Source organism: Kumtagia ephedrae (genome assembly GCF_003012745.1).
Classification (GTDB): domain Bacteria; phylum Pseudomonadota; class Alphaproteobacteria; order Rhizobiales; family Rhizobiaceae; genus Kumtagia; species Kumtagia ephedrae.
Genome location: NZ_PXYK01000020.1, coordinates 16,126 through 38,002, shown reverse-complemented (window position 1 = coordinate 38,002; position 21,877 = coordinate 16,126). Strand labels below are relative to the sequence as shown.

At 68.1% G+C, this 21,877-nt stretch carries 20 protein-coding genes; 9 read left to right on the top strand and 11 right to left on the bottom strand.

Features of this window, described 5'->3' with window-relative positions; translation table 11 throughout:
- The 6 genes from C7I84_RS19650 to C7I84_RS19625 all read left to right on the top strand — a co-directional run bounded on the left by C7I84_RS19650 (position 1) and on the right by C7I84_RS19625 (position 7,990).
- Entirely contained in the window at positions 1 to 531 is a 531-nt protein-coding gene (locus C7I84_RS19650; RefSeq protein ID WP_106774016.1) for a (2Fe-2S)-binding protein, read from the top strand.
- Between the two features lie 11 nt (positions 532 to 542).
- On the top strand, positions 543 to 2,930 hold the full coding sequence (cutA, locus tag C7I84_RS19645; RefSeq protein ID WP_106773919.1) for an aerobic carbon-monoxide dehydrogenase large subunit: 2,388 nt from the start codon (positions 543 to 545) through the stop codon (positions 2,928 to 2,930).
- 78 nt (positions 2,931 to 3,008) lie between these two features.
- Entirely contained in the window at positions 3,009 to 4,097 is a 1,089-nt protein-coding gene (locus tag C7I84_RS19640; protein ID WP_106773918.1) for a BMP family ABC transporter substrate-binding protein, read from the top strand.
- Positions 4,098 to 4,421: 324 nt separating this feature from the next.
- Positions 4,422 to 5,924: an ABC transporter ATP-binding protein gene (locus C7I84_RS19635; protein WP_106773917.1), complete on the top strand. Its 1,503-nt coding sequence runs from the start codon at positions 4,422 to 4,424 to the stop codon at positions 5,922 to 5,924.
- The gene (locus tag C7I84_RS19630) at positions 5,917 to 7,044 is read left to right on the top strand and encodes an ABC transporter permease (RefSeq protein ID WP_106773916.1); all 1,128 of its coding nucleotides are present in this window, start codon (positions 5,917 to 5,919) and stop codon (positions 7,042 to 7,044) included. Before C7I84_RS19635 ends, C7I84_RS19630 begins: the two co-directional genes overlap by 8 nt.
- A 4-nt stretch (positions 7,045 to 7,048) precedes the next feature.
- Complete coding sequence (locus tag C7I84_RS19625; protein ID WP_106773915.1) at positions 7,049 to 7,990, top strand: ABC transporter permease; 942 nt, start codon at positions 7,049 to 7,051, stop codon at positions 7,988 to 7,990.
- On the opposite strand, the gene C7I84_RS19620 is transcribed toward C7I84_RS19625, so the two are convergent.
- The 10 genes from C7I84_RS19620 to C7I84_RS19570 form a co-directional block, all read right to left on the bottom strand.
- Complete coding sequence (locus C7I84_RS19620; RefSeq protein WP_106773914.1) at positions 7,876 to 8,988, bottom strand: Ldh family oxidoreductase; 1,113 nt, start codon at positions 8,986 to 8,988, stop codon at positions 7,876 to 7,878. The genes C7I84_RS19625 and C7I84_RS19620 overlap by 115 nt on opposite strands.
- 2 nt (positions 8,989 to 8,990) lie before the next feature.
- Positions 8,991 to 10,121, bottom strand: a complete 1,131-nt coding sequence (locus tag C7I84_RS19615; protein WP_106773913.1) for a mandelate racemase/muconate lactonizing enzyme family protein — start codon at positions 10,119 to 10,121, stop codon at positions 8,991 to 8,993.
- 329 nt (positions 10,122 to 10,450) lie between these two features.
- Entirely contained in the window at positions 10,451 to 11,371 is a 921-nt protein-coding gene (locus C7I84_RS19610; RefSeq protein ID WP_245428509.1) for an alpha/beta hydrolase, read from the bottom strand.
- Between the two features lie 42 nt (positions 11,372 to 11,413).
- Positions 11,414 to 13,057: an ABC transporter substrate-binding protein gene (locus tag C7I84_RS19605; protein WP_106773911.1), complete on the bottom strand. Its 1,644-nt coding sequence runs from the start codon at positions 13,055 to 13,057 to the stop codon at positions 11,414 to 11,416.
- Positions 13,058 to 13,125: 68 nt separating this feature from the next.
- Positions 13,126 to 13,977 (bottom strand): glycine betaine ABC transporter substrate-binding protein, encoded by an 852-nt coding sequence (locus C7I84_RS19600; RefSeq protein ID WP_106773910.1) that lies wholly within the window; start codon positions 13,975 to 13,977, stop codon positions 13,126 to 13,128.
- Positions 13,978 to 14,076: 99 nt separating this feature from the next.
- Entirely contained in the window at positions 14,077 to 14,787 is a 711-nt protein-coding gene (locus C7I84_RS19595; protein ID WP_342587173.1) for an ABC transporter permease, read from the bottom strand.
- 254 nt (positions 14,788 to 15,041) lie between these two features.
- Positions 15,042 to 16,145 (bottom strand): ABC transporter ATP-binding protein, encoded by a 1,104-nt coding sequence (locus tag C7I84_RS19585; protein ID WP_106773908.1) that lies wholly within the window; start codon positions 16,143 to 16,145, stop codon positions 15,042 to 15,044.
- A complete protein-coding gene (locus C7I84_RS19580; protein WP_106773907.1) occupies positions 16,142 to 16,804 on the bottom strand; it encodes an ABC transporter permease in 663 nt (220 codons plus the stop codon). Before C7I84_RS19580 ends, C7I84_RS19585 begins: the two co-directional genes overlap by 4 nt.
- 22 nt (positions 16,805 to 16,826) lie before the next feature.
- Positions 16,827 to 17,507, bottom strand: a complete 681-nt coding sequence (locus tag C7I84_RS19575; RefSeq protein ID WP_106773906.1) for an isochorismatase family protein — start codon at positions 17,505 to 17,507, stop codon at positions 16,827 to 16,829.
- Entirely contained in the window at positions 17,508 to 18,812 is a 1,305-nt protein-coding gene (locus tag C7I84_RS19570) for a M24 family metallopeptidase (RefSeq protein WP_106773905.1), read from the bottom strand.
- A 307-nt stretch (positions 18,813 to 19,119) separates the two neighbouring features.
- On the opposite strand from C7I84_RS19570, the gene C7I84_RS19565 reads away from it, so the two are divergent.
- Complete coding sequence (locus C7I84_RS19565) at positions 19,120 to 19,377, top strand: type II toxin-antitoxin system Phd/YefM family antitoxin (protein ID WP_106773904.1); 258 nt, start codon at positions 19,120 to 19,122, stop codon at positions 19,375 to 19,377.
- A gap of 4 nt (positions 19,378 to 19,381) precedes the next feature.
- Positions 19,382 to 19,819, top strand: a complete 438-nt coding sequence (locus tag C7I84_RS19560; RefSeq protein WP_106773903.1) for a type II toxin-antitoxin system PemK/MazF family toxin — start codon at positions 19,382 to 19,384, stop codon at positions 19,817 to 19,819.
- Positions 19,820 to 19,970: 151 nt separating this feature from the next.
- Here the strand turns inward: C7I84_RS19560 and C7I84_RS19555 are convergent, their stop codons facing one another.
- A complete protein-coding gene (locus tag C7I84_RS19555) occupies positions 19,971 to 21,008 on the bottom strand; it encodes a GlxA family transcriptional regulator (protein ID WP_280954225.1) in 1,038 nt (345 codons plus the stop codon).
- A gap of 246 nt (positions 21,009 to 21,254) precedes the next feature.
- Here C7I84_RS19555 and C7I84_RS19550 point away from each other — a divergent pair, with 246 nt between their 5' ends.
- On the top strand, positions 21,255 to 21,866 hold the full coding sequence (locus C7I84_RS19550; protein ID WP_106773902.1) for a cysteine hydrolase family protein: 612 nt from the start codon (positions 21,255 to 21,257) through the stop codon (positions 21,864 to 21,866).
- The last annotated feature ends 11 nt before the right edge of the window (positions 21,867 to 21,877 follow it).

The window sequence follows — 21,877 nt, the reverse complement described above, 5'->3', positions numbered from 1 at the left end:
ATGAACCGCGGAACGATCAGGCCGAGGCTGCCGGCGACATCCATCGACCCGAAGGCGGCGGTGGCGCTGACCGTCAACGGCGAGAAGGTCTCGGCCGAGGTCAGCGTGCGCATGCTGCTCTCCGACTTCCTGCGCCACGAGCTCGGCCTGACCGGCACGCATGTCGGCTGCGAGCATGGCGTCTGCGGCGCTTGCACCGTGATGATCGACGGGGTTTCCGCGCGCTCCTGCCTGACCTTCGCCGTGCAGGCGTCGGGCGCGGAGGTGCGCACCATCGAATCGGTAGCTGCCGAGGACGGCGGCCTGCACCCGTTGCAGGAGGCGTTCCGCGACTGCCACGCGCTGCAGTGCGGCTACTGCACGCCGGGCATGATCATGAACATTTTGAGCAATCTCGAATCCGACCGGCCGATGGACCTCTCCGAAGAGGGCATCCGCGACATGCTGTCGGGCAATCTCTGCCGCTGCACCGGCTACCAGAACATCGTCGCGGCGGTGCGCCAGGCCGCCGATGCCATGGCTGCGCGGTAGGGGAGGCGGCGATGTCCACCAGAGCCTTCGGGGCCCGCGTCCAGCGCAACATCGATCCGCAACTTTTGCGCGGCGAAGGGTCGTTCGTCGACGACATCCCGCTGGCCGGGGCGCTGCATGTCGCCTTCGTGCGCAGCCCGTTCGCCCGCGCCAGGATCAATGCGATCGACATCTCCGCGGCGGCGGCGCATCCCGGCGTGGCGGCGGTCTACACCTGCGACACCATCGGCGAGCTCGACCGCGAGATGCCGCTGCTGATCCCGCATCCGTCGATGAAGGATGCCCGCACGCAGCGGCCGCTGGCGCGCGGCGACGCCTATTATGTCGGGCAGACGGTAGCGATGGTGGTGGCGGTCGACCGCTACACGGCCGAGGACGCGGCGGCGCTGGTCGACGTCGACTACGATCCGCTCGACGTCGAGATCGAGCTGGAGAAGGCTATCCTCGACGAGGCGCCGCTGGTGCACGAGACGCATCCGAACAATGTCGCAGCGCATTTCGTGCAGGTATCCGGTCATCCGGACAAGGCGATAGCCGGGGCGGAGCACGTCACCCGGGTCAAGGTGCGGGTCGACCGCTCGACCGCCGCGCCGATGGAATGCCGCGCCGTGGCCGCGACCTTCGACCGCGTCACCGGCGAGCTGACGGTGTGGGACGGCACCCAGGCGCCGATCTCGGTGCGCGGCGGGCTGGCGTCTATCCTGAAGCTCGACGAGGACAAGGTGCGGGTGATCGCGCCGCATGTCGGCGGCGGCTTCGGCCAGAAGGTGCTGCTGTTCTATCCCGACGAGCTGCTGGTGCCCTACGCCGCCATGCAGCTCGGCCGTCCCGTCAAATACATCGAGGACCGGCGCGAGAATTTCGTCGGCTCCTCGCAGGAGCGCACCCAGATCCACACGATCGAGCTCTACGCCAAAAAGACCGGCGAGGTCGTGGCGCTGCGCGACAGCTTTTTGCACGACACCGGCGCGTTCATCCCCTACGGCATCGCCATAGCGCAGGTGGCGTCGACCTCGATCGCCGGTCCCTATCGCATCCCCAACATCTGGGTGGAATTCACGGCGGTCTACACGCCGACCGTGCCGATCACGCCCTACCGCGGCTGCGGCCGGCCGCAGGCCTGTTTCGCCATCGAGCGGGCGATGGACCAGCTCGCCGACGAGCTCGGCCTCGACCGCTTCGAGATCCGCCGCCGCAACCTGATCGCCGACGCCGAATTCCCGGTGCTGCGCGACGGGCTGCTGTTCGCCGACGGGCTGGCCGTCAGCCTGGACAGCGGCCAGTACGGCAAGGCACTGGAGATGCTGGCGGAGCGGCTCGACGTCGACAATTTCGCTGCCGAGCAGGAGAAGGCGCGCCGCGAGGGCAAACATCTCGGCCTCGGCATGGCCTTCTACGTCGAGGGTACCGGGCTCGGCCCCTATGAGGGCGGCCACATCAAGATCCACCCGATCACCGGCAAGGTCTATGTCAACACCGGGCTGACCTCGCAGGGCCAGGGCCACGACACGGTGTTCGCGCAGATCGTCGCCGACCAGCTCGGCGTCAAGGTCGAGGACGTCATCCTGGTCGAGGGCGACACGAAAGCCTTCGACTGGGGTGTGGCGACCTTCGCCAGCCGCGCCGCCGTGGTGTCGGGCAACGCCATCCACAAGTCGGCGCTGATCGTGCGGCAGAAGACGCTGACGGCGGCGGCCAACATGCTGGAGGCCGATATCGGCGACATCGAGCTGCGCGACGGCGCGGCCTGGGTGAAGGGCACCGACCGCGCCGTGCCGCTGGCGGCGATCGCCACCGCCACCAACCCGCTGCGCTATGCCTTCAACGAGGCGGCCAAGGCGGCGACGCAGTTCGCGCCGGCGAGCCGCCACGACGGCCCGGCGCTGGCCGAGGGCCAGCACCCCGGCCTCGAGGCGACCGACTATTACAGCCCCGCCTGCGCCACCTGGGCCTATGGCGTGCACGGCGCGATCCTCGAGGTCGACCCGGAACTCTGCTCGGTGAAGGTCAAGCGCTACGTCTGCATCCACGACTGCGGCAACATGATCAACCCGATGATCGTCGAAGGCCAGGTGATGGGCGGCATCGCCCAGGGCATCGGCGGGGCGATGTACGAGCGCATCGAATTCGACAGCGACGGCAACCTGGTCAACGCCAATTTCGTCGACTTCCTGGTGCCCTACGCCACCGAGGTGCCGCAGGTCGAGATCCTGCACCTGGAGACGCCGTCGCCGCTGAACCCGCTCGGCGTCAAGGGCGTCGGCGAGGCCGGCTGCATCCCGGTCGGCGCGGTCATCGCCTCGGGCGTCGAGGACGCGCTCAGGCCGTTCGGCGCCGGACGCTTCCACCAGGTGCCGCTGACGCCGAGCATGATCCACGCCGCGCTGGCGGCCGCCTGAATTGGACCAGCCGCGCCCGCCGGCGCGGATCGATGAAAAGAGCCCAGCCGAAGCGGGGCCGGAACAAAGGGGAACATCATGATCAGGAACTTCAGGACCACGCTCGCCCTCGGCCTGCTCGGCGTCGCCGCGGCAGCCGCACCCGCCAGCGCCGCCTTCAAGCTCGGCGGCCCGCCCAAGATCGCCATGGTGATCTTCTCGCAGAAGAACGACGGCGGCTGGTCGCAGGCGCTCGACGAGGCGCGCCAGCGCATGGAGAAGGAGATGGGTCTCACCATCCCCGTGGTGGAGAACGTGCCGGAGAACGCCACCGCCATCCGCCCGGCGGTCGAGCTGCTGATCCAGCGCGGCTACAACGTCATCATCGGCTCGGCCTTCGGCTACTCCGACACCTTCAAGGAGCTTTCCGAGAAATATCCGGAGGTCGCCTTCCTCAACCCGGCCGGCACGACCAACGGGCCGAACCTGGAGAGTTTTTACGGCCGCACCTATGAGAGCCAGTATCTGTGCGGCATGGCGGCGGCCGGCGCCTCCAGGAGCGGCAAGCTCGGCTTCGTCGCGGCCAATCCGTTCGGCCTCGTCAACTGGACGGTCAACGCCTATGCGCTGGGCGCCCGGCAGGTCAATCCGGACGCTACGGTGACGGTCGTCTACACCGGCGCCTGGAACGATCCGGTCAAGGAGCGCGCCGCCACCGAGGCGCTGATCGAGCAGGGCATCGACGTCATCGGCCAGCATGTCGACACGCCGGCGCCGCAGCTGGTGGCGCAGGAGAAGGGCGTCTTCGGCACCGGCCACCATCGCGACCTCGGCGAGTTCGCGCCGAAGGCGACGCAGTGCTCTTCCGTCTGGGTGTGGGACCGCTTCCTCATCCCCGAGATCAAGAAGATCGAGACCGGTACCTGGGAGCCCAGCCCCTACGGCGCCTTCCTCTCCATCAAGGAGGGCGGCACCGACATCGCCTGCTGCGGCGACGCCGTGCCGAAGGAGGTGGCGGAGAAGGTCAAGGCGGTGCGCCAGGAGATCGTCGACGGCAAGCTGCAGGTCTATGCCGGACCGCTGAAGGACCGCGACGGCAAGGAGCGCGTCGCCGCCGGCGCAACGCTCGGCGACGCCGAGCTCTGGGGCATGGACTGGTATGTCGACGGCGTGATCAGCCAGAAGTGACGTGCGGCGGCGTGCGATGACAATTGTTCGGCCGGTTTACCTTCCCCACAAGGGCAGCATAGTTGAACATGGGATATCCAGAAGCGTTGTCCGGCCGGATACCCCCACCCCTAACCCCTCCCCACAAGGGGGAGGGGGACCGGCTTGCGTCTCTGCCAGACGCCAATCATTGACGATGTCGCTCGACATGGCCGCAAAGTCCCCCTCCCCCTTGTGGGGAGGGGTTAGGGGTGGGGGTAAACTCATATACGATTGCCTCCGCCAGAGGGGGCATGGCAAGCAGGCAATGGCGGAAAACTCCCGCCGTTCCATGGTGCCATCGCCATGACACAGCCGGCGCTCGACCTTGCGGCAGTGTCGAAGAGCTTTGACGGCTTCCCGGCGCTTGCCGGCGCGTCGTTTTCGGTCGCGGCCGGCGAGGTGCATGCGCTGCTCGGCGAGAACGGCGCCGGAAAATCGTCGCTGATGAACGTCGCCGCCGGCCTCTACCGGCCGGACAGCGGCGTCATCCGCGTCGACGGGCGCGAGGTGGCGATCGACGGCCCGGTGGCGGCGAAGCGGCTCGGCATCGGCATGGTGCACCAGCACTACAAGCTGGTGAAGGCCTTCAGCGCGGTCGAGAACATCCTGCTCGCCTGCGGCAAGGGGCGCTTTGCCGGCGCCGCCGCCGTGGAGCAGGCGATCCGCCGGCAGGCCGAGGCGATCGGCTTCCAGGTCGACCTCAGGCGGCCGGTCGGCGCGCTGTCGGTCGCCGAGCAGCAGCGCGTCGAAATCCTCAAGGTGCTGGTGGAGGGCGCGCGCATCCTCATCCTCGACGAGCCGAGCGCGGTGCTGACCGACAAGGAGGCCGAGGCGCTGCTCGGCATGATGCGCCAGCTGGCGGCGCAGGGCGCGGCGGTCGTGCTGGTCACGCACAAGCTCGGCGAGGTGAAGCGCTTCGCCGACCGGGTCACGGTGATGCGCGGCGGGCGCACCATCGCCACCGCCGATCCGAAGGCGCGCACGGTGGCCGAGCTGACGTCCATGATCGTCGGCGAGCTCGTGGCGGAGAAGCGGCATCCGGCGCGAGACGTCGGCGAGCCGATCCTCACGCTGGAAGGCGTCGCGGGCTGCCGCGCCGACGGCCACCGGGTGCTCGCGGATGCCAGCTTCGCGCTGCGCCGCGGCGAGATCTACGGCATCGCCGGCGTCGGCGGCAACGGCCAGACGGAGCTGGCGGAGATCCTGATGGGCGTTCGCAAGCCGGTGCAGGGCCGCATCGCGATCGACGGCACCGGCGACGTCACCCATGACGGCGCCAGCCGGCGCCGCGACCTCGGCCTCGCCTCCATTCCTGCCGACCGCCAGACCTACGGGCTCGCCGGCGAACTCTCGGTCGCCGACAACTATGCCGTCCAGGCGGTGCGTTCAGGGGGCCTCGGCGGCTGGATGCGGGTCGACGGCCGCGCCGCGCAGGCGCAGGCCGCGACCGCCGTGAGCGCCTTCGAGGTGCAGGGCGTGCGCGGGCTGCGGCAGAAGGCGTCGCTGCTGTCCGGCGGCAATGCGCAGAAGCTGGTGATCGCCCGCGAGTTCGCGTCGCAGCCGCGCATCGTCGTCGCCCACAGCCCTAGCCGCGGCCTCGACATGCGCGCCGCCGGCGCGGTGCACCGCCGCCTGCGCGAGGCGCGCGACGCCGGCGCCGGGGTGCTCTTGATCAGCGAGGATCTCGACGAGGTGATGCTTCTGTCCGACCGCATCGGCGTGATGAGCGGCGGCCGCATCGTCCGGGAGTTCGACACGCCGGCCGACCGCCAGGCGATCGGCACCGCCATGGTGCATCATGGCTGACATCGGGCACCGCGACATGGCGATCCTCTCCAAGCCGGAGGAAGCCGGCAACACGAACCGCGCCCGCATCGGCCGGCTCGGCCTGGAAAGCCGGCAGCATGCGCCGGGCTGGTACCAGGCGCTGGTGCTGGCCGGCGGCGTGCTCGCCGGCCTCGCCGTCTCGGCGCTGATCCTGATGGCCTCGGGCATCGGCTTTGCCGAGCTCGCCAACGAGTTCGTCGTCGCCATCTTCACCAATGCGCAGAACGTCTCGGCCGTGCTCACCCAGGCGGCGCCGCTGCTGATCGCCGGGCTCGCCGCGGCGGTCGCCTTCCGCGTGCGCTTCTGGAACATCGGCATCGAGGGCCAGATGATCATGGGCTCGATCGCCGCCACCGCGGTCGCCATCGGCGACGTCGGGCCGGAGTGGGCGCGGCTCGGCCTGATGACGCTGGCGGCCGCCCTCGGCGGCCTGGCCTGGATGCTGCTGCCGGCGCTGCTGCGCATAAGACTGTCGGTCAACGAGATCATCTCGACGCTGCTCTTGAACTACGTCGCCTTCAATCTTCTGCTGCATCTGCTCTACGGCCCCTGGAAGGATCCGCGCAGCAGCTTCCCCTATTCGCAGCAGTTCGACGCGGCCGAGCGGCTGGCGCCGATCGGCTGGCAGACGCTGACTTACGCGCTGCCGCTGGCGCTGGTGCTGGCGGCGCTCTGCTGGTGGCTGCTCAATGTCAGCCGCGTCGGCTTCTTCACGCGCGTCATCCACGCCAATCCGAAGATGGCGGCGGCGATGGGCCTGCCGGTGGTGGCGGTCACGCTGGGCGCGGCGCTGCTGTCGGGGGCGCTGGCGGGCGTCGCCGGCTTCGCCGTCAGCGCCGGCGTCGAATACCGGATGACGCAGAGCTTTTTCGTCGGCTACGGATTTTCCGGCATCCTGATCGCCTTCATGGCGCGCAACAATCCGCTCGGCGCGGTGCTGGTGGCGCTGTTCGTGGCCACCCTGTTCGTCGCCAGCCAGAGCCTGCAGGTGTTCTACCAGATACCGGGCTCGATGGTTCAGCTGATCCAGGCCGTCATGGTGATCGCGGTCGCGTCCTCGGAATTCTTCATCCGCTTCCGCATCCGGCTGGTGAGATAGCTCGATGGCCGACTTCCTGATCAACTGGATCGCCAACGTGCCGGCCTTCGCCGTGCCGTTCGCGCTGGCCGCGCTCGGCCTGATCGTGACGGAGAAATCCGGCGTGCTGTCGCTCGGCGCCGAGGGTTTCATGCTGACGGGCGCCATGGCCGGCGCCGGCGCGTTCCTGGTCATGGGCGGGCATCCGTTCGCGGCGCTGCTGGTCGCGGCGCTGGCCGCCGCGGCGCTGTCGCTGGTGTTCGCCGCGATGACGGTGACGCTCCGGGTCAACCAGGTGATCGCCGGGCTCGCCATCGTCTTCCTGGCGCAGGGCCTGACCGGGCTGATCGCGGCGAAGCAGGGCTGGACCAACCGGCCGGTGGAGGGGCTCGGCCGGCTCGATCTCGGGCCGCTGTCCGACCTTCCGGTGGTCGGGCCGATCCTGTTCTCGCAGGACATCGTCGTCTACCTGACGGTGCCGATCTTCCTCGCCGTCACCTATGTGCTGTCGCGCACCATGGTCGGCCTCAGGCTGCGCGCCGTCGGCGACGGCCCGGACGCGGCGGATGCGGCCGGCGTCAATGTCGCGCTCTACCGCTACGGCGCGATCATGGTCGGTGCCGCGCTGGTCGGGCTCGCCGGCGGCTACCTGTCGGTCGGCGTCGCAAAACTGTGGGTCGACGGCATGGCCGGCGGGCGCGGCTGGATCGCCATCGCGCTGGTCATCTTCGCGCGCTGGCAGCCATGGCGGGCGCTGGCGGGCGCGGTGCTGTTCGGCGGCATCGAGGCGCTGATCCCGCGCATCGCCGCCGTCGGCCTGCAGGTGCCGCAATATTTCGTGCTGATGACGCCTTATGTGGCGACGCTTGCCGTCATGGTGTGGGCGAGCCTGAGAGCGGGCGCGCAGAACCGCTTCGACGAGCCGCGCGCGCTCGGCCAGCCGCATCTCAGGGAAGAGCGGCGGTAGGCGGGGCTTTTTGCACGTTCACGTAGAGAAGACTGCTCGGCGAAGGTCGCTGAGCGCCCCCTCTCCGTCTCGCCCCAGTCCGTCCGCGCGGCGCGACCGCGGCCGGGCAGGCGCACGCCGGCGTCGGCAAAACGCTCGGCCAGCCGGGCAAGACTTTCGGCGAAGCCGTCATTGCCGAAGCGGGCCGGGTCGATCGCCAGGATGAACTGGCCGGTGCCGGGCGGGCCGCCCTTGTCGTCGCCGAACATGCTCGCCTCGACGCCGAGCTTCGAGCCGGTGAGCGCGGCGGCGAGGATCTCGACCAGCAGCGCGATGTTGGCGCCCTTCTGGCCGCCGCTCGGCAGCAGCGAGCCGAGAAGCCCCTCGGCGGCGTCGGTGGTCGGCGCGCCCGTGCGATCCTGCGCCCAGCCGAGCGGGATCGGCTCGCCGCGGTCGCGGCGCATCACCATTTCCGTCTTCGTCACCGCGCTCATGCTCTGGTCGGCGACGATGGGGCCGTCGGGCGCCGGAACGGCGAAGGCGAGCGGATTGGTGCCGAAGAGCGGCGCCCGCGCGCCGGGCGGGGCGACCGAAGCCGGCGCGTTGGCGACGCAGAGGCCGATCAGCCCGCGCTCGGCCAGCGGCGTCACGTGGTGCGCGAGCGCCAGGCAGTTGTAGGAGTTGCGCACCGCCAGCGCCGCGATGCCGAATTGCCGGGCGGCCTCGGCCAGGTGCGGCAGCCCCGTCTCGATCGCCGGATGGGCGAAGCCGTGGCGGGCATCGACGCGGATCGCCGCGCCCGCGCGCTCGATCGCCGGCACCGTTTTTCCGTCGACCTTGCCGCAGGCAAGGTGCGCACAGAAGATCGGCAGGTAGAACAGGCCGCAGACGAAATTGCCCTCGGCCTCGGCGCGGGCGATGGCGCGGGCGACCGGCGCGGCGTTCTCGGGCAGTGTGCCGGCGCGGACGAGGGCGGCGCGGGCGGTTCGCTCGATCTCGGCGGCGGTGACGGCGGCCATGGTCAGCCTTGCCGCGATGCCTGGAAGCGGCGCTCGCCCTCGGCAATCAGGTTTTCGTCCAGCGTGAAGCCGAGGCCGGGCTGCTGGAAGGCGTCGAGCCAGCCGTTCTTCGGCGCAAGGTCCGGCGAAGCGACGATGTCCTTGCCAACCAGCTGCCACATGATCTGGTTGCCATCGTCGAGATTGGGGATCGTCAGGCCGATATGGTGCTCGGCCGAGGTGGTGATGCCGGTGGTGAAGGAGGAGTGGATGCAGATTTTCAGCCCCGCCGCCTCGGCCACCGCCGCCGCCTTCAGCATCGGCTGGATGCCGCCGATCTCCCGCGGGCCGATGCAGATCATGTCGGCGGCGCGCTGCCGGCATATCTCGTAGACATCGTGGAGCGTGAAGGCCGACTGGTCGGCGACGATCGGGATGCCGACGGATTCGCGCACCTGCGCCATGGCCGGGATGCTCCAGCTTACCGTCGGCTGCTCGATGAACTCGATGTCGAATTTTTCGAGCTTGCGGCACATGGTGATGGCCTCGTGCACGCCCCAGGCCTCGTTGGCGTCGAGGCGCAGCCGCGCCCCGCCGATCTCCCGGCGCACCGCCGCGACGATCTCAAGGTCCAGCGCCTCGCCGCGCCCGACCTTCAGGTAGAAGACGCGCTCGCCGGCGGCATGAGCGCCGGCCGCGTCGCGGGCGAGCTCCTCCGCCGTCTCGCCCTGGAGGAAGTAGAAATAACCGACGGCCTTGCGGTGGGCGCCGCCGAGCAGGCGATGGACGGGCAGCTTTGCCAGCCGGCCCTGCAGATCCCACATCGCCATGTCTATGCCCGAAAACATCTGGTTGGCGGCGCGCATGAGATTGGCGCCGTGGCCGAGATATTCCTGATGGAAGATGCGGGACAGCAAGGGCACGACGTCATAGGGAGACTGGCCGACCAGATGCGCGGCGAGGCGCTTCAGGATGGCCGCGGTGCCGCCCTGGTCCGGCGCCACCGTGCATTCGCCGATGCCGACGGTGCCGTCGTCGGCCTCGATCTCGATCAGGTTGACGGCGAAGGTCTGGCGAATGCCGTAGGACCAGTGGTAGGGCTGCTTCAGCGGCAGCACCAGCGGCCTCACCCGGACGTTGGAAATCTTGACCACGCTTGGGTTCCTTCAGTGGTGGCGGAGGGGAGCCGCCGTTTGGTTGATGGTGGGAGGCCTGAGGGGTTCTGCCGCTGAGGGCACCCCTTCCGTTGAGACGGGACGTTGGACGGAATTACCCCCACCCCTAACCCCTCCCCTCAAGGGGGAGGGGGACTTTGCGGCCGCTATGCCACGCGAAACCATCGACGATTGGCGCCCGGCGGTGAGGCCAGCCAGTCCCCCTCCCCCTTGAGGGGAGGGGTTAGGGGTGGGGGTAGCGAGAGGTCGCGCCCTCGGCGATTGACCGTATCCGATCGCATGACCTTCAAGGGGAGGGGAAACGACTCTCATCCCGCCCGCTCGCTCCTGCCGAGCGCGTCGACCGCCTGAACGATACGAATAAAGCTGTCGCGAGCGCGCGCCACGGTAGCGCGGGCGCGGAGGTAGCCGTGCGGCAGGCCCTTCTCCTCGTGCCACAGCGCCTTGCCGCCGGCCGCAAGCAGGCGGTCGCGATAGGCCTCGCCGTCGGAGGACAGCGGGTCGCATTCGGCGGTGAAGATGATCGTGGGCGGCAGGCCGGAGAAGTCGCTGTCGGCGAGCGGCAGGTAGCGCGGGTCGCCGGAGGTATCCTCGCCGCCGGTGCGGATGTTCTTGTAGACCGCGACGTCGCGGGCCGACAGCAGCGGCGCTTCGGCATGGACGACATAAGAGCCTTTGCTCTCGTCGCCGCCGAGCATCGGATAGACCAGCACCTGGCCGGCCGGCGCCGACCCATGACCGCGCAGATGATGGGCAAGGCACGCCGCCAGCGTGCCGCCGGCGGATTCGCCGACGAGCACGACCGGCCGACGGAAGGTTTTCGTGGCCCATTCGTAGGCGGAGACCGCGTCGTCGAAAGCGGCTGTGCCGGTATGCTCCGGCGCCAGCCGGTAGTCGACCGAGACCACGGCAAAGCCGGTGCCGGCGCAAAGATCGGCGCAGATGTCGTCATGGCTGTCGAGGCCGCCGAGGATGAAGCCGCCGCCGTGAAAATAGAGCACGACGGCCGCCTTGTCCGGCGCGTCGCGTCGATAGATGCGAACCGGAATGGCGTGTCCACCAGCCTCCATGGAGTCGGTCTCGGCCGTCACACCGGCCGGACGGCCGGCGTGGAAGGCGCGGCTCATCCGGTTGTAGATCGCTCGGTTCTCTTCGATCGGCAGGCCGATCGCCTCGGGCGGATAGAAGGCATCGATGCGGTCGATGAAGGCCCGGGTCTCGGCATCCATCCGTTTCCGATAGTCGGGTGCCTCCGACGGCCGCATCGTCGTCTACGCCTGCTCGATCCAGGCCTTGTCCCAATGCTGCTCCAGCGCCTGATGCTGGTCGCAGCCATGCACGCCTTCCCGGTAGGTGCGGTAGACCTTGCGCCAGTAGGGTTGGATGATGACGCCGGAATCCCTGAGGTTCTGCTCGATCTTCGCCATCAGCTCGCGGCGCTTGCCGGCGTCGGGCGTTGCCAGCGCCTGCTCCAGCAGCTTGTCGAACTCCGGATCGGAATAGCCGCTCTCGTTCCAGGCGCCGCCCGAGCGATAGGCCAGCGCCAGCACCTGCACGCCGAGCGGCCGCCCGAGCCATTCGGTGCAGGAGAAGGGATATTTGTTCCAGTCGTTCCAGAAGGTGGCGGCCGGCAGCACGGTGCGCTTGATCTTCAGGCCGGCCTCGCGCATCTGCCCGGCGATGGCGTCGGCGGACGATTTCTGCCATTCCACGTCGACCGAGATCAGCTCGTATTCGTGACCGCTCTTGCCCGCCTCCTCGAGCAGCTTCTTCGCCTCCTCGACATTGCGGACATGCGGGCCGATGTCGGCATATTCCTCATGCATCGGCCCGACGTGGTGGTTGGCCGCCGGAACGCCGCGATCGTCCAGGCCGATCTTCACTACCGCGGCGTTGTCGACTGCGAGCTGCGCGGCACGACGCACCCGCTGGTCGTCATAGGGCGCGTTGGTGACGTTGAAGCGGGCCACGATGGTCGAGCCGGTGGCGATCTCGGAACTGGCGAGCCCGAGCGCCTCGGCCTGTGAGACGGTGTCGGTGGAGGTCTCGTGGTTGGTGTCGATCTCGCCGGATTCGAAGGCCGAGAACATCGGGTTGGGATCGGAGCCGTAATCCGTCCACTGCACGCCATCGAGCAGGAAGTCGCCCTTCCACCACTTGTCCTTGCGGCGGACTTCGGCGCCGACCTCGGTGTCCCAGCGCACCAGCTCGCATGGGCCGGTGGTGATCGCCAGCGCCTTCAGAGGATCGGTCTCGCCGTCATAGCTGCGGTGCATGATGAGCGCCGGATAATCGGCCATGCCGGGGATCAGCGAGATGTCGGGCTGCGGCAGCTTCAGCCGTACCGTGTAGTTGTCGACCCGCTCGATGGCGCCGTCCAGCGCCTTCCTGGTGTTCGGGTCGACGAGCCCGCCCATGCGCCCGGCGAGCGAGTTGCCTTCCACCGTCGCGTCGCACCAGCGGGTGAGGTTGTGGATGACGTCGTCGGCGTTGAAGGTATCGCCGTTCGACCAGGCGATGCCCTGCCGGACATGCAGCGTCAGCTCCCTGGCGTCGTCGCTGACCTCCCAGCTTTCGAGCAGCCACGGCTCGAAGGTGAAGTCGCGGTTCCAGCGCACGAGGTATTCGTTGCACTGGCGGGCGACGTTCGACATCTCTACGCCGTCGAAGGTGCGCGGGTCGCGCCAGCCCTTGACGTTCATGGCGACCCGCAGCACGCCGCCGCGCTGCGGCTCCTGCGCCGCCGCGGGCGTCGGCGCCAGCCCGCCGAGGGCGAAGGCACCCGACGCGCTGACGCCGAGCGCCGCCATGGTGGCGAAAAACTCCCGCCGGTTCACCTTGCCCGTCCTGAAACCCTCCGCCACCGCCGGGGCCTGCGGATGAAGCGGTCTGTCGGTCAGCATCATCTTCGTCATTGGATCCTCCGATCACGGTTCGCTGTCGTCGGAATGGCGGGGCGGCACGGCCACCCCGCCGGGCTCGCTCACATCAGGCCGCTTTCCTTGAGGAAACCGGTGGAGACGGCCTCGACCGTCTTCCTGTCGACGTCGACCTCGGCGTTCAGCCGCTGCATGACGCTGTCGTCGAGTTTTGCCGAGAGCGATTCCAGGATGGCCTGCAGGTCGGGATTGGCGTCGAGCACCTCCTTGCGCACCACCGGGGTGAGCGCGTAGTCGGGGAAGAAGCCCTTGTCGTCCTTGAGCAGCTTCAGCTTCATGGCGGCGATCTGGCCGTCGGTGGCCTGGGCCGAGACGACGTCGAGATCGCCATTGGCGAGCGCGTTGTAGGCGAGGCCGAGATCCATCGGCCGGACATTGGCGCGGCCGGCCTCGAAGCCGTAGGTCTTCTGCAGGCCGATCAGGCCGTCCTCGCGCTTCGGGAACTCGGCCGTGGTGCCGAGCGTAACCGCCGTGCCGGCATTGTAGGCGGCGGCGAGGTCGGAGACGGTGGCCATGCCGTCCGTCTTCGGATTGTCGCCGCGCACCACCATGGCGTAGGTGTTGTTGGCCTTGGAGGGCTTCAGCCAGACCAGGCCCTTCTCGCCGTCGAGCTGCTTCACCCGCGCATAGGTGTCCTCGGGCGACAGTTTCTCGGTGACCTTGTTGAAGGTGATCAGCGAGGTTCCGGTATATTCCCAGTAGAGGTCGACCTCGCCGTTCTCCAGGGCGGCGCGGACGATCTTGGTGCCCATGCCGTCCTTCTTGTCGACGGTGTGGCCCTTGCTCTCCAGCAGCTGCTTCGTCATCTCGGCGATGATCAGCTGCTCGGTAAAAGCCTTGCCGCCGACCGTCAGCTCGGCCGCCGTGGCGGTATGTGCCAGTCCGAAAACCGCCATAGCGGAAGCAAGACCGCCGACAAATTTCGAAAAAGCTCCGAGTTTTTTCAGAAAAGCTCCCATTTTACTCCCCTTTTGGTTGACTTGTTTCCGCCCGCGTCAGCGCAGCGGGTTGATGCCTCGCGGAACGAGATGGAATTGCAGCCGGCCGACGACGAAGTCGGTGATGACCGCGATCAGCGCGGTGGGAATCGCGCCGGCGAGCATCATCGGCAGCTCGTCGAGCGCGATGCCGGTGAAGATCAGCTCGCCGAGGCCGCCGGCGCCGATCAGGAAGACCAGCGGAGCCGAGCCGACGCAGATGGCGAGCGCGGTGCGGATGCCGCCGAAGATGACGAACAAGGCATTGGGCAACTCGACGCGCCAGAGCACCTGGGCGGGCGTCATGCCCATGCCGTGCGCGGCCTCGACGAGATGGGCCGGCACGGCGCGCAGGCCGGTATAGGTGTTGCGTACGATCGGCAGCAGCGTCGCCGCCCACAGGCCGAAGATCGCCGGCACCGTGCCGATGCCGAGCACCGACATCGACAGCGCCAGGATGGCAAGCGTCGGGATGGTGGTGCCGAGATTGAAGATCTGCAGCGCGGCCTCGGAAACCTTCCGCAGCGCCGGGCGCGACAGCACGATGCCGACCGGGACGCCGACGAGAATGGCCAGACCGCCGGACCATGCGACCAACTCGATATGCTGGACGGCGAGATAGGTGATGTCCTCCCAATAGGTGAGGATCTCGGCCGGCATGCTGCTGGACCAGAGCCACCACGCCAGCGCCAGGGCGATGACCAGCCAGACAAGGAAGGCCGGTGGCAGTGTTGCTCTTGTGGGCAGGGTAACCGCATAGGGGTTTACCCCCACCCCTAACCCCTCCCCACAAGGGGGAGGGGGATCTGGCTGCGTCTCGGCCAAGCCCCATTCGTCAACGGTTTTGCGCGGCATGGCGGCCGCAAAGTCCCCCTCCCCCTTGTGGGGAGGGGTTAGGGGTGGGGGTATCTGGCCGGCCGATGCGGGCCCGGCCGGGGCGGCGAGGCGGCCGGGTGCCTGCAGGGTCCGGGTCGCGGCCTCGCTCATTCCGGCGCCCCGGTGGCGAGGCTCTTCACGACGGAGCGGTAGGTGAGCACGCCCGCCAGCTTGCCGGCATCGTCGACGCAGGGCAGCAGCGGCATGTCGTGCGCGAACATCAGCGCCACGGCGTTGCGCAGGTCGGTCGCTGTGGAGACGGTGGCGCGCAGCGGCTGCCGGCTTGCCGTGGAGCCGCCGCCGTCCGGAAGCGAAAACCAGCCCTCGGGGCGGCCTTCGGCATCGACGGCGACCACGCCGGGATGGCCCGACGCGCGGATCAGCTCGGCCGCCCGGTCAAGTGGATCGTCGCCTCGGACTGCGTCGTGCCCCGCGACCATGGCGTCGGCGACCGTGACGAGGCGCAGGCGCTTGAGCGCCCGGTCGGAGCCGAGGAAGCTTTCGATGAAGCCGTTGGCCGGCCGGGCGAGCAATTCGTCCGGGCTGGCGAACTGCTCCAGCCGGCCGGCGCGGAAGATGGCGATCTTGTCGGCCATCTTCACCGCCTCGTCGAGGTCGTGCGAGACGAAGATGATGGTCTTGCGCAGCGTCTGCTGCATGCGCAAGAACTCGTCCTGGATCACCTCGCGGTTGATCGGGTCGATGGCGCCGAACGGCTCGTCCATCAGCATGACCGGCGGGTCGGCGGCGAGCGCCCGCAAGACGCCGACGCGCTGCTGCTGGCCGCCGGACAGCTCCTTCGGAAAGCGGTCGAGGAAGGTGGCGGGCGCCATGCCGACCAGCTCCAGGAGCTCGCCGGCCCGCTTGCGCGCCTTCCTGCGGTCCCAGCCGAGCAGGTCGGGAACGACGCAGATGTTGTCGGCGACGGTCTTGTTGGGAAACAGGCCGATCTGCTGGATGACGTAGCCGATCGAGCGGCGGAGCCGGATCGGGTCGGTCTGGGTGGTGTCGCGGCCGTCGATGAAGATCCTGCCGCTCGTCGGCTCGATCAGCCGGTTGATCATCTTCATGGTGGTCGTCTTGCCGCAGCCGGACGGCCCCAGCAGCACGCAGATCTCGCCGGCCGGCAGCTCGAGGCTGACGTCGTCGACGGCGAGAACGCCGCGCTGCGGGTCGCCGAAGACTTTTGTCAGGTGCTCCAGCCTGATCATGCCGGCGCCTCGCTGGCGATGCCCCTCGAGGTGAGCAGCCGCTGGACAAGCGCAAGGAAGAGATCGGCGGCGATGGCGAGCAGCGACACGGCGACGGCGCCGGTGACGAGCTGGCGCGGGTCCGACTGGCTGATGCCGCGCGAGATGAAGGTGCCGAGGCCGCCGGCGCCGATATAGGCGGCGATGGCGGTGACGGCGATGTTCATGACGACGGCGGTGCGGATGCCGGCCATGATGACCGGAACGGCCAGGGGAATCTCGACCTGGCGCAGCCGCTGGAAGGTGCTCATGCCCATGCCCCTGGCCGCCTCGCGTAGCGCCGGGTCGACATTGGCGATGGCCGTGTAGGTGTTGCGGATGATCGGCAGCTGCGAATAGAGGATGACGGCGATCACCGCCGGGACGTAGCCGATGCCATGGCCGATCGGCGACAGCAGCGGGATCATCAGCCCGAACAGCGCGATCGACGGCACCGTGATCATCATCGAGGCGAAGTAGAGCACGACGTCGGCCGCGCTCTTCGACAGGGTGATGGCGATGCCGATCGGCACGGCCGTGACCACGGCTATGGTGACCGCCACGAAGACGATGGAGATATGCTCCACCGCCCGCTCGCCGATCAGGCCGAGGTTCTCGACCATGAATCGCAGGATCTCCATCGTCCCGGTCAGCCTCCTCTCGTCAAAGATCCCGGTAGAGACCGGCGGCGTTGTCGAAGGTGAAGCGCAGCGGCACCGAACCCTCGATCTGCCAGGCTTCGATGGTCTCGCCGGCGAGCAGCCGGCAGGCGCCCTCCGTGTCGGTCACCGCGCCGCCATAAAGGCGGTTGGCAAGGTTCAGGATCGCCGTCTCGTGCATGGCGGCCGTGCCGCTGCCGCAGGCGTCCTTCACCAACAGCACGCGGAAGCTGAGCGCGACGGCGTCCTTCACCGTTGCGTCGACGCAGGCTTCCGTCCAGACGCCGGCGACGACCAGCCACTCGATGCCCTGCATGCGGATGTCGGCCGCCGGCGACGCGGCGCCGAAGGCGCTGGGCTCGTTCTTGATGATGAGCGGCTCGCCGTCGGAGGCGGCGACTTCCGGGCAGACGGCCGTCAGCGGATCGCTCTTGTCGCTGAAGGCGGAGGTGCCGTCGGCCTGGACCGGATGGAAAGGGCGCACGTGATTGTCGAGGTCGACGACATAGGCGAAATGATAGAGCGGGGCGCCGGCATCGCGCGCGGCGGCCTGCAGCCGCTGCACGTTGGCGAGCACGGCGTCGAAACCTTCGACCAGATAGCGTTGGTCCTTCCGGTGCTCCTCCTGGAGGTCGATGAACAGGGCTGCGACTTTGCCTGGCTCTATGGCTAGGGGGCGCTTCATCTAGATCTCGCCGCTCAGGAAATCGTCCTCGTAGGGGAAGCGCGACAGAAGCTCGGTGCCGGTCTCGGTGATGAGGATCTCGTCCTCGAGCTTGACGCCCTCGCGGCCGCCCTTCTCGCCGATGTAGCTTTCCACCGAAACCACCATGCCGGGCACGACGTGGCCGTCGCGGCCGTAGGTCTCGTAGTCCATGGCGTGGGCGATGAACGGTGTCTCGCCATGCATGCCGACGCCGTGCATGACCGAGGTGTAGCGCTGGTCGACGAAGCGGCCGGGGATCTTCCACGCCTTCTCGGCGATCTCGCGGAAGGCCATGCCCGGCCTGACGATGCCGATATTGTGCTGAACCTGGTCGTAGGCCATGCGGTAGAGCGACTTCTGGTAGGCCGTCGGCCTGCCCGGGCCGCAGCGGAAGGTGCGCGAGAAGTCGGAGTAGTAACCGTAGCAGCCGATGGTGTCGGTATCGAGCGCGACAAGCTCGCCGGGCCTGATCTTGCGGCCGCTCGCCTCGTTGAACCACGGATTGGTGCGCTGGCCGGAGGTCAAGAGCCGCGTCTCGATGAACTCGCCGCCCTGGCGGATGACCTCGTGATACATGATGGCGAAGAGGTCGTTCTCCGACACGCCCGGCCTGATCGCCTCGCGCACGGCGGCAACCGCCGCCTCGGCGCCGGCCATCGACACCTGCAGGCACTTGATCTCCTCCGGCGTCTTGACGGCGCGCACGGCAAGGATCTCGCCCTGGCAGTCCCTGACCTCGCAGCCGCGCTTCTCCAGCGCCAGCGCCTGAAGATGGCCGCAGCGGTCGAGGCCGAGCTTCATCGACCCGCCGCCATGCGCCTTGAGCAGATCCGTGATCTCGTCGGCGAACGGGCCGGCGGTCTCGTCGTCGCGACCGGATACCGACGACCACACCAGCTTCGACGGGCGTGCCTCGTCGACGGTGTCGAGCACCATGGAGACGTGGTAGCTCTGCGGGTATTCGAAGAGCACGACCGGCCCTTCGGTCGGGATGAAGAAGTAGCGCGTGGAATTGCGCAGGAAGTAGCCGAACATGTTGCGCGAGCCGGTGGCGTAGCGCTGGTTGTAGGGGTCGAACAGCACGACCGCGCCGTAGCCCGCCTCGCGCATCCAGGCGCGCAGCTTCGCCAGCCGCCCCTTGCGCAACGCGTCGGCGTCGATGAAGGACGGCTCGGTGTCGGACAGCCACATGCCGCCCGCCGGATCGGCCGCGGCGGGATGGCGCATGCGCTCCTTGAAATCCACATCCTCGGTGCTGTCGGGATCGAAAACGACGATGCTCATGTCGGGAACTCCAGAAGGTTCGGACAATGAACGAGGGCGGGTTGGAATGGTGTGCGAATTACCGCAGATTCTGTGCAAGGTTCCGCGTGCTGGTCGAGCGATTTCAGGGAATGACCAAGTCTGCGACGCTGGCCCGGACCCTCCCGGATTGGCTGCGGCTCGCGACCGTGGGACACAGTCAATTCGTTGCCAACTTTGACACTGCCGCTCCGGCATCGCACTTGAGACCGCAGTTTGGTGGATCGGACAAGTTTGGCTATTTTCCGGATTTTTGCTATTATGGGGAAAATTTGAAAGGAGGTGACTTATGATCACTGTCACAGCCGCCGAATTGCAGAAGCAGTTCGGCCGTTACCGGGATTTGGCGCTCAAGGAGCCGGTTTCGGTCACCCACCATGGGCGGGAAAGCCTCGTCGTCGTGTCGGCGGAAGAATATAAGCGACTTAAGGCACTCGATACCCGGCAGGCGTTTTACACGCACGAGCTTCCCGACGATATCGTCGCCGAGCTCGAAAAGGGCTATCAGGGCGAGCCGACGCCGCACCTTGATCACCTGATGAAATAGTGGCGTGGCGCTCGAACCTAAGCCCGGTCTGGTGGTGCGCTATGACTTCCTCTGGAAAGAGGAAAAGCAGGCGGGTCTCGATAGCGGCAAGGATCGGCCTTGCGCCATTGTGATAACCTCCGCTGAAAGGCCAGACGGTACGAAGGATGTGTTGCTCTGCGCCATCACGCATTCACCGCCCGGTAGGAGCGAGGCCGGTATTAAGGTACCCGCCGCCGTCGCGAAGCATCTTGGCCTCGATTACGAGCAATCCTGGATAAAGACGGATCAGGTTAATCGGCTCACGTGGGAGAAAGGCCGGATACCTTATGGGATCAGCCAAGCCCGCAAGGGCGAATGGTCGTTTGGGATGATACCGCGCGGCCTCGGCCAGCAGGTCTTTGACCAAGTGCGAGAAAAGGCGCGCAACCGCACGCTCTTGACCGTCAGTCGAGACGAATAGCCGAAGGATGCGGCCTATTGGCCAGCAGCGGGAGAAACAGGGCCGCGCACCCCGGAAAGGGAATCCACAGCCGCGCCGGGACCGTAACCGGGATCAAGACCGCGAAAGGTGACGCTGGTTCCAGGCGTGAGGGGGCCGGGCCATTCCACGCCTAGTTGCGCGGCACCTCGCCGGCGATCGAGCGGCGGCGGCGCACCTCGCCGGGCGCATGGCCGAACTGCTCGCGGAAGGCGCGCGCGAAGCTGGACGGGTTGGCGAAGCCGCAGGACAGCGCGACCTCGCCGACCGGCAGCGAGGAGTGGGTCAGGAGCTCGGCCGCCCGGCGCAGCCGCAGCCGCCGGTAATAGGCGCTCGGCACGGTCTTCAACTCGGCCTGGAAGGCGCGCTCGAGCTTGTCGGGCGAGATGCCGAGGCGCTCGGCCAGCGCCGGCATGGTGAGGCGCTCCTCGACCGAATCCTCCATGATGGCGACGGCCGACAGCACGAGCTGGTCGCGGATACCGGTCCTGAGGCGCAGCGGCATCATCCGCCTGTCGATGCTCGAGCGCAGCGGGCTGTGCACGTACCATTCGGCGACCCCGGCCGAGAGCTCCGCGCCATAGTCCCTGGTGATCAGTTCCAGCATCATGTCGAGGCAGCCGACGCCGCCGGCCGAGGTGAAGCGCCGGCGGTCGATGACATAGAGGTCGCGCCGCATGTCGAGTTCGGGAAAGGCCTCCCGAAAGGCGGGCTGGCTGGTCCAGTGCAGCGTGCAGGAATGGCCGTCGAGCAGGCCGGCGCGGGCGAGGAAGAAGGCGGCGTCCGCCACCGCGCCGATATGGGCGCCGGCGCGCAGGCTTTTCCGGATCCAGGCGACCGCGTCCTCGGCCACGAGGTTGTCGGCATTGCCGCCCGAGCACACCACGATGCGGTCGGCCGGCGGCGCGCTGCGCACGCCGTAGTCGGGATCGATGCCGACGCCGTTGGAAGCGACGATCTTGGCGTCTTCCGGGCCGACGGTGATCCATGAGTAGCACTGCTTGCCGGAGAGGATGTTGGCGGCGCGCAGCGGTTCGATCACCGAGGAAAAGGCCATCAGCGGAAAACCGGGGAAGACCAGCACCGCATAGCGGACCGCCGCGGCGGCGGGCTTCGGCGGCGCGTTCTCCGCCGGGCGTGCCGTCCGGCTCTTCTCCATCTTCTCGGACATGTTCCGGGTCATCGTGGGAAGGCGTAGGGTGCCGGAGGGGCGAACGTCAACCGGAGGACCGGCATGGCGCGCGCTGCATTCACGCAATGCACGGGATTTTGCCGGAACCTGGGGCAGCCGGGGACGTTTACGGCCGATTGTGTCGGGCTCCCGGCGGGACGGCACCAGGTTCCTCCAGAACGGACGTCGGTTGTTCAGGATGCGGGTTTTGCCAGCTCAAACGGCCGGCGCGGCGACAAAACCCTGATGGCCAGGTCGACCATCCGGGACGAGTGGGTCGGTCCAGGCTTCGCCCATGTGTGCGTCGACATGCAGCGGCTGTTCGCGGCCGGCACCGAATGGGCGCTTCCGTGGATGCCGCGCGTGCTCCCCAACGTGGTCCGGCTATGCGAGCGCGACCCGGCGCGGACCGTCTTCACGCGCTTCATCCCGGCGCGCAGGCCGGGCGAGGGGCAGGGGGCGTGGCGCCGCTACTACCGGCGCTGGGCGTCCATGACGCTCGACCGCATCGGCGCGGACATGGTCGAGCTGGTGCCCGAGCTGGCGCGGTTCGTGCCGCCGGCCGAGATGGTGGACAAGCCGGTGTATTCGCCCTGGCTCGGCTCCGATCTCGATGCGCGCCTGCGGGCGCGGCGCTGCGACACGCTGCTGATCACCGGCGGCGAGACGGACATGTGCGTGCTGTCCACCGTGCTCGGCGCGGCCGACCTAGGCTACCGCACGATCCTCGTCAGCGACGCGCTGTGCAGCGCTTCCGACGAAGCCCACGACGCCATGCTAGACCTGTTCGCGACGCGCTACGGCCAGCATGTCGAGACCGCGACCGTCGACGAGGTGCTGGAACGCCTGCGCGGCTAGATGCCGGACGG

Bases quoted from the DNA above. Each gene is read 5' to 3' on its own strand.
- C7I84_RS19650 (WP_106774016.1), top strand. From the start codon at position 1: ATGAACCGCGGAACGATCAGGCCGAGGCTGCCGGCGACATCCATCGAC.
- cutA (WP_106773919.1), top strand. From the start codon at position 543: ATGTCCACCAGAGCCTTCGGGGCCCGCGTCCAGCGCAACATCGATCCG.
- C7I84_RS19640 (WP_106773918.1), top strand. From the start codon at position 3,009: ATGATCAGGAACTTCAGGACCACGCTCGCCCTCGGCCTGCTCGGCGTC.
- C7I84_RS19635 (WP_106773917.1), top strand. From the start codon at position 4,422: ATGACACAGCCGGCGCTCGACCTTGCGGCAGTGTCGAAGAGCTTTGAC.
- C7I84_RS19630 (WP_106773916.1), top strand. From the start codon at position 5,917: ATGGCTGACATCGGGCACCGCGACATGGCGATCCTCTCCAAGCCGGAG.
- C7I84_RS19625 (WP_106773915.1), top strand. From the start codon at position 7,049: ATGGCCGACTTCCTGATCAACTGGATCGCCAACGTGCCGGCCTTCGCC.
- C7I84_RS19620 (WP_106773914.1), bottom strand. From the start codon at position 8,988: ATGGCCGCCGTCACCGCCGCCGAGATCGAGCGAACCGCCCGCGCCGCC.
- C7I84_RS19610 (WP_245428509.1), bottom strand. From the start codon at position 11,371: ATGGATGCCGAGACCCGGGCCTTCATCGACCGCATCGATGCCTTCTAT.
- C7I84_RS19605 (WP_106773911.1), bottom strand. From the start codon at position 13,057: ATGACGAAGATGATGCTGACCGACAGACCGCTTCATCCGCAGGCCCCG.
- C7I84_RS19600 (WP_106773910.1), bottom strand. From the start codon at position 13,977: ATGGCGGTTTTCGGACTGGCACATACCGCCACGGCGGCCGAGCTGACG.
- C7I84_RS19585 (WP_106773908.1), bottom strand. From the start codon at position 16,145: ATGATCAGGCTGGAGCACCTGACAAAAGTCTTCGGCGACCCGCAGCGC.
- C7I84_RS19580 (WP_106773907.1), bottom strand. From the start codon at position 16,804: ATGGAGATCCTGCGATTCATGGTCGAGAACCTCGGCCTGATCGGCGAG.
- C7I84_RS19575 (WP_106773906.1), bottom strand. From the start codon at position 17,507: ATGAAGCGCCCCCTAGCCATAGAGCCAGGCAAAGTCGCAGCCCTGTTC.
- C7I84_RS19570 (WP_106773905.1), bottom strand. From the start codon at position 18,812: ATGAGCATCGTCGTTTTCGATCCCGACAGCACCGAGGATGTGGATTTC.
- C7I84_RS19565 (WP_106773904.1), top strand. From the start codon at position 19,120: ATGATCACTGTCACAGCCGCCGAATTGCAGAAGCAGTTCGGCCGTTAC.
- C7I84_RS19555 (WP_280954225.1), bottom strand. From the start codon at position 21,008: ATGTCCGAGAAGATGGAGAAGAGCCGGACGGCACGCCCGGCGGAGAAC.
- C7I84_RS19550 (WP_106773902.1), top strand. From the start codon at position 21,255: ATGGCCAGGTCGACCATCCGGGACGAGTGGGTCGGTCCAGGCTTCGCC.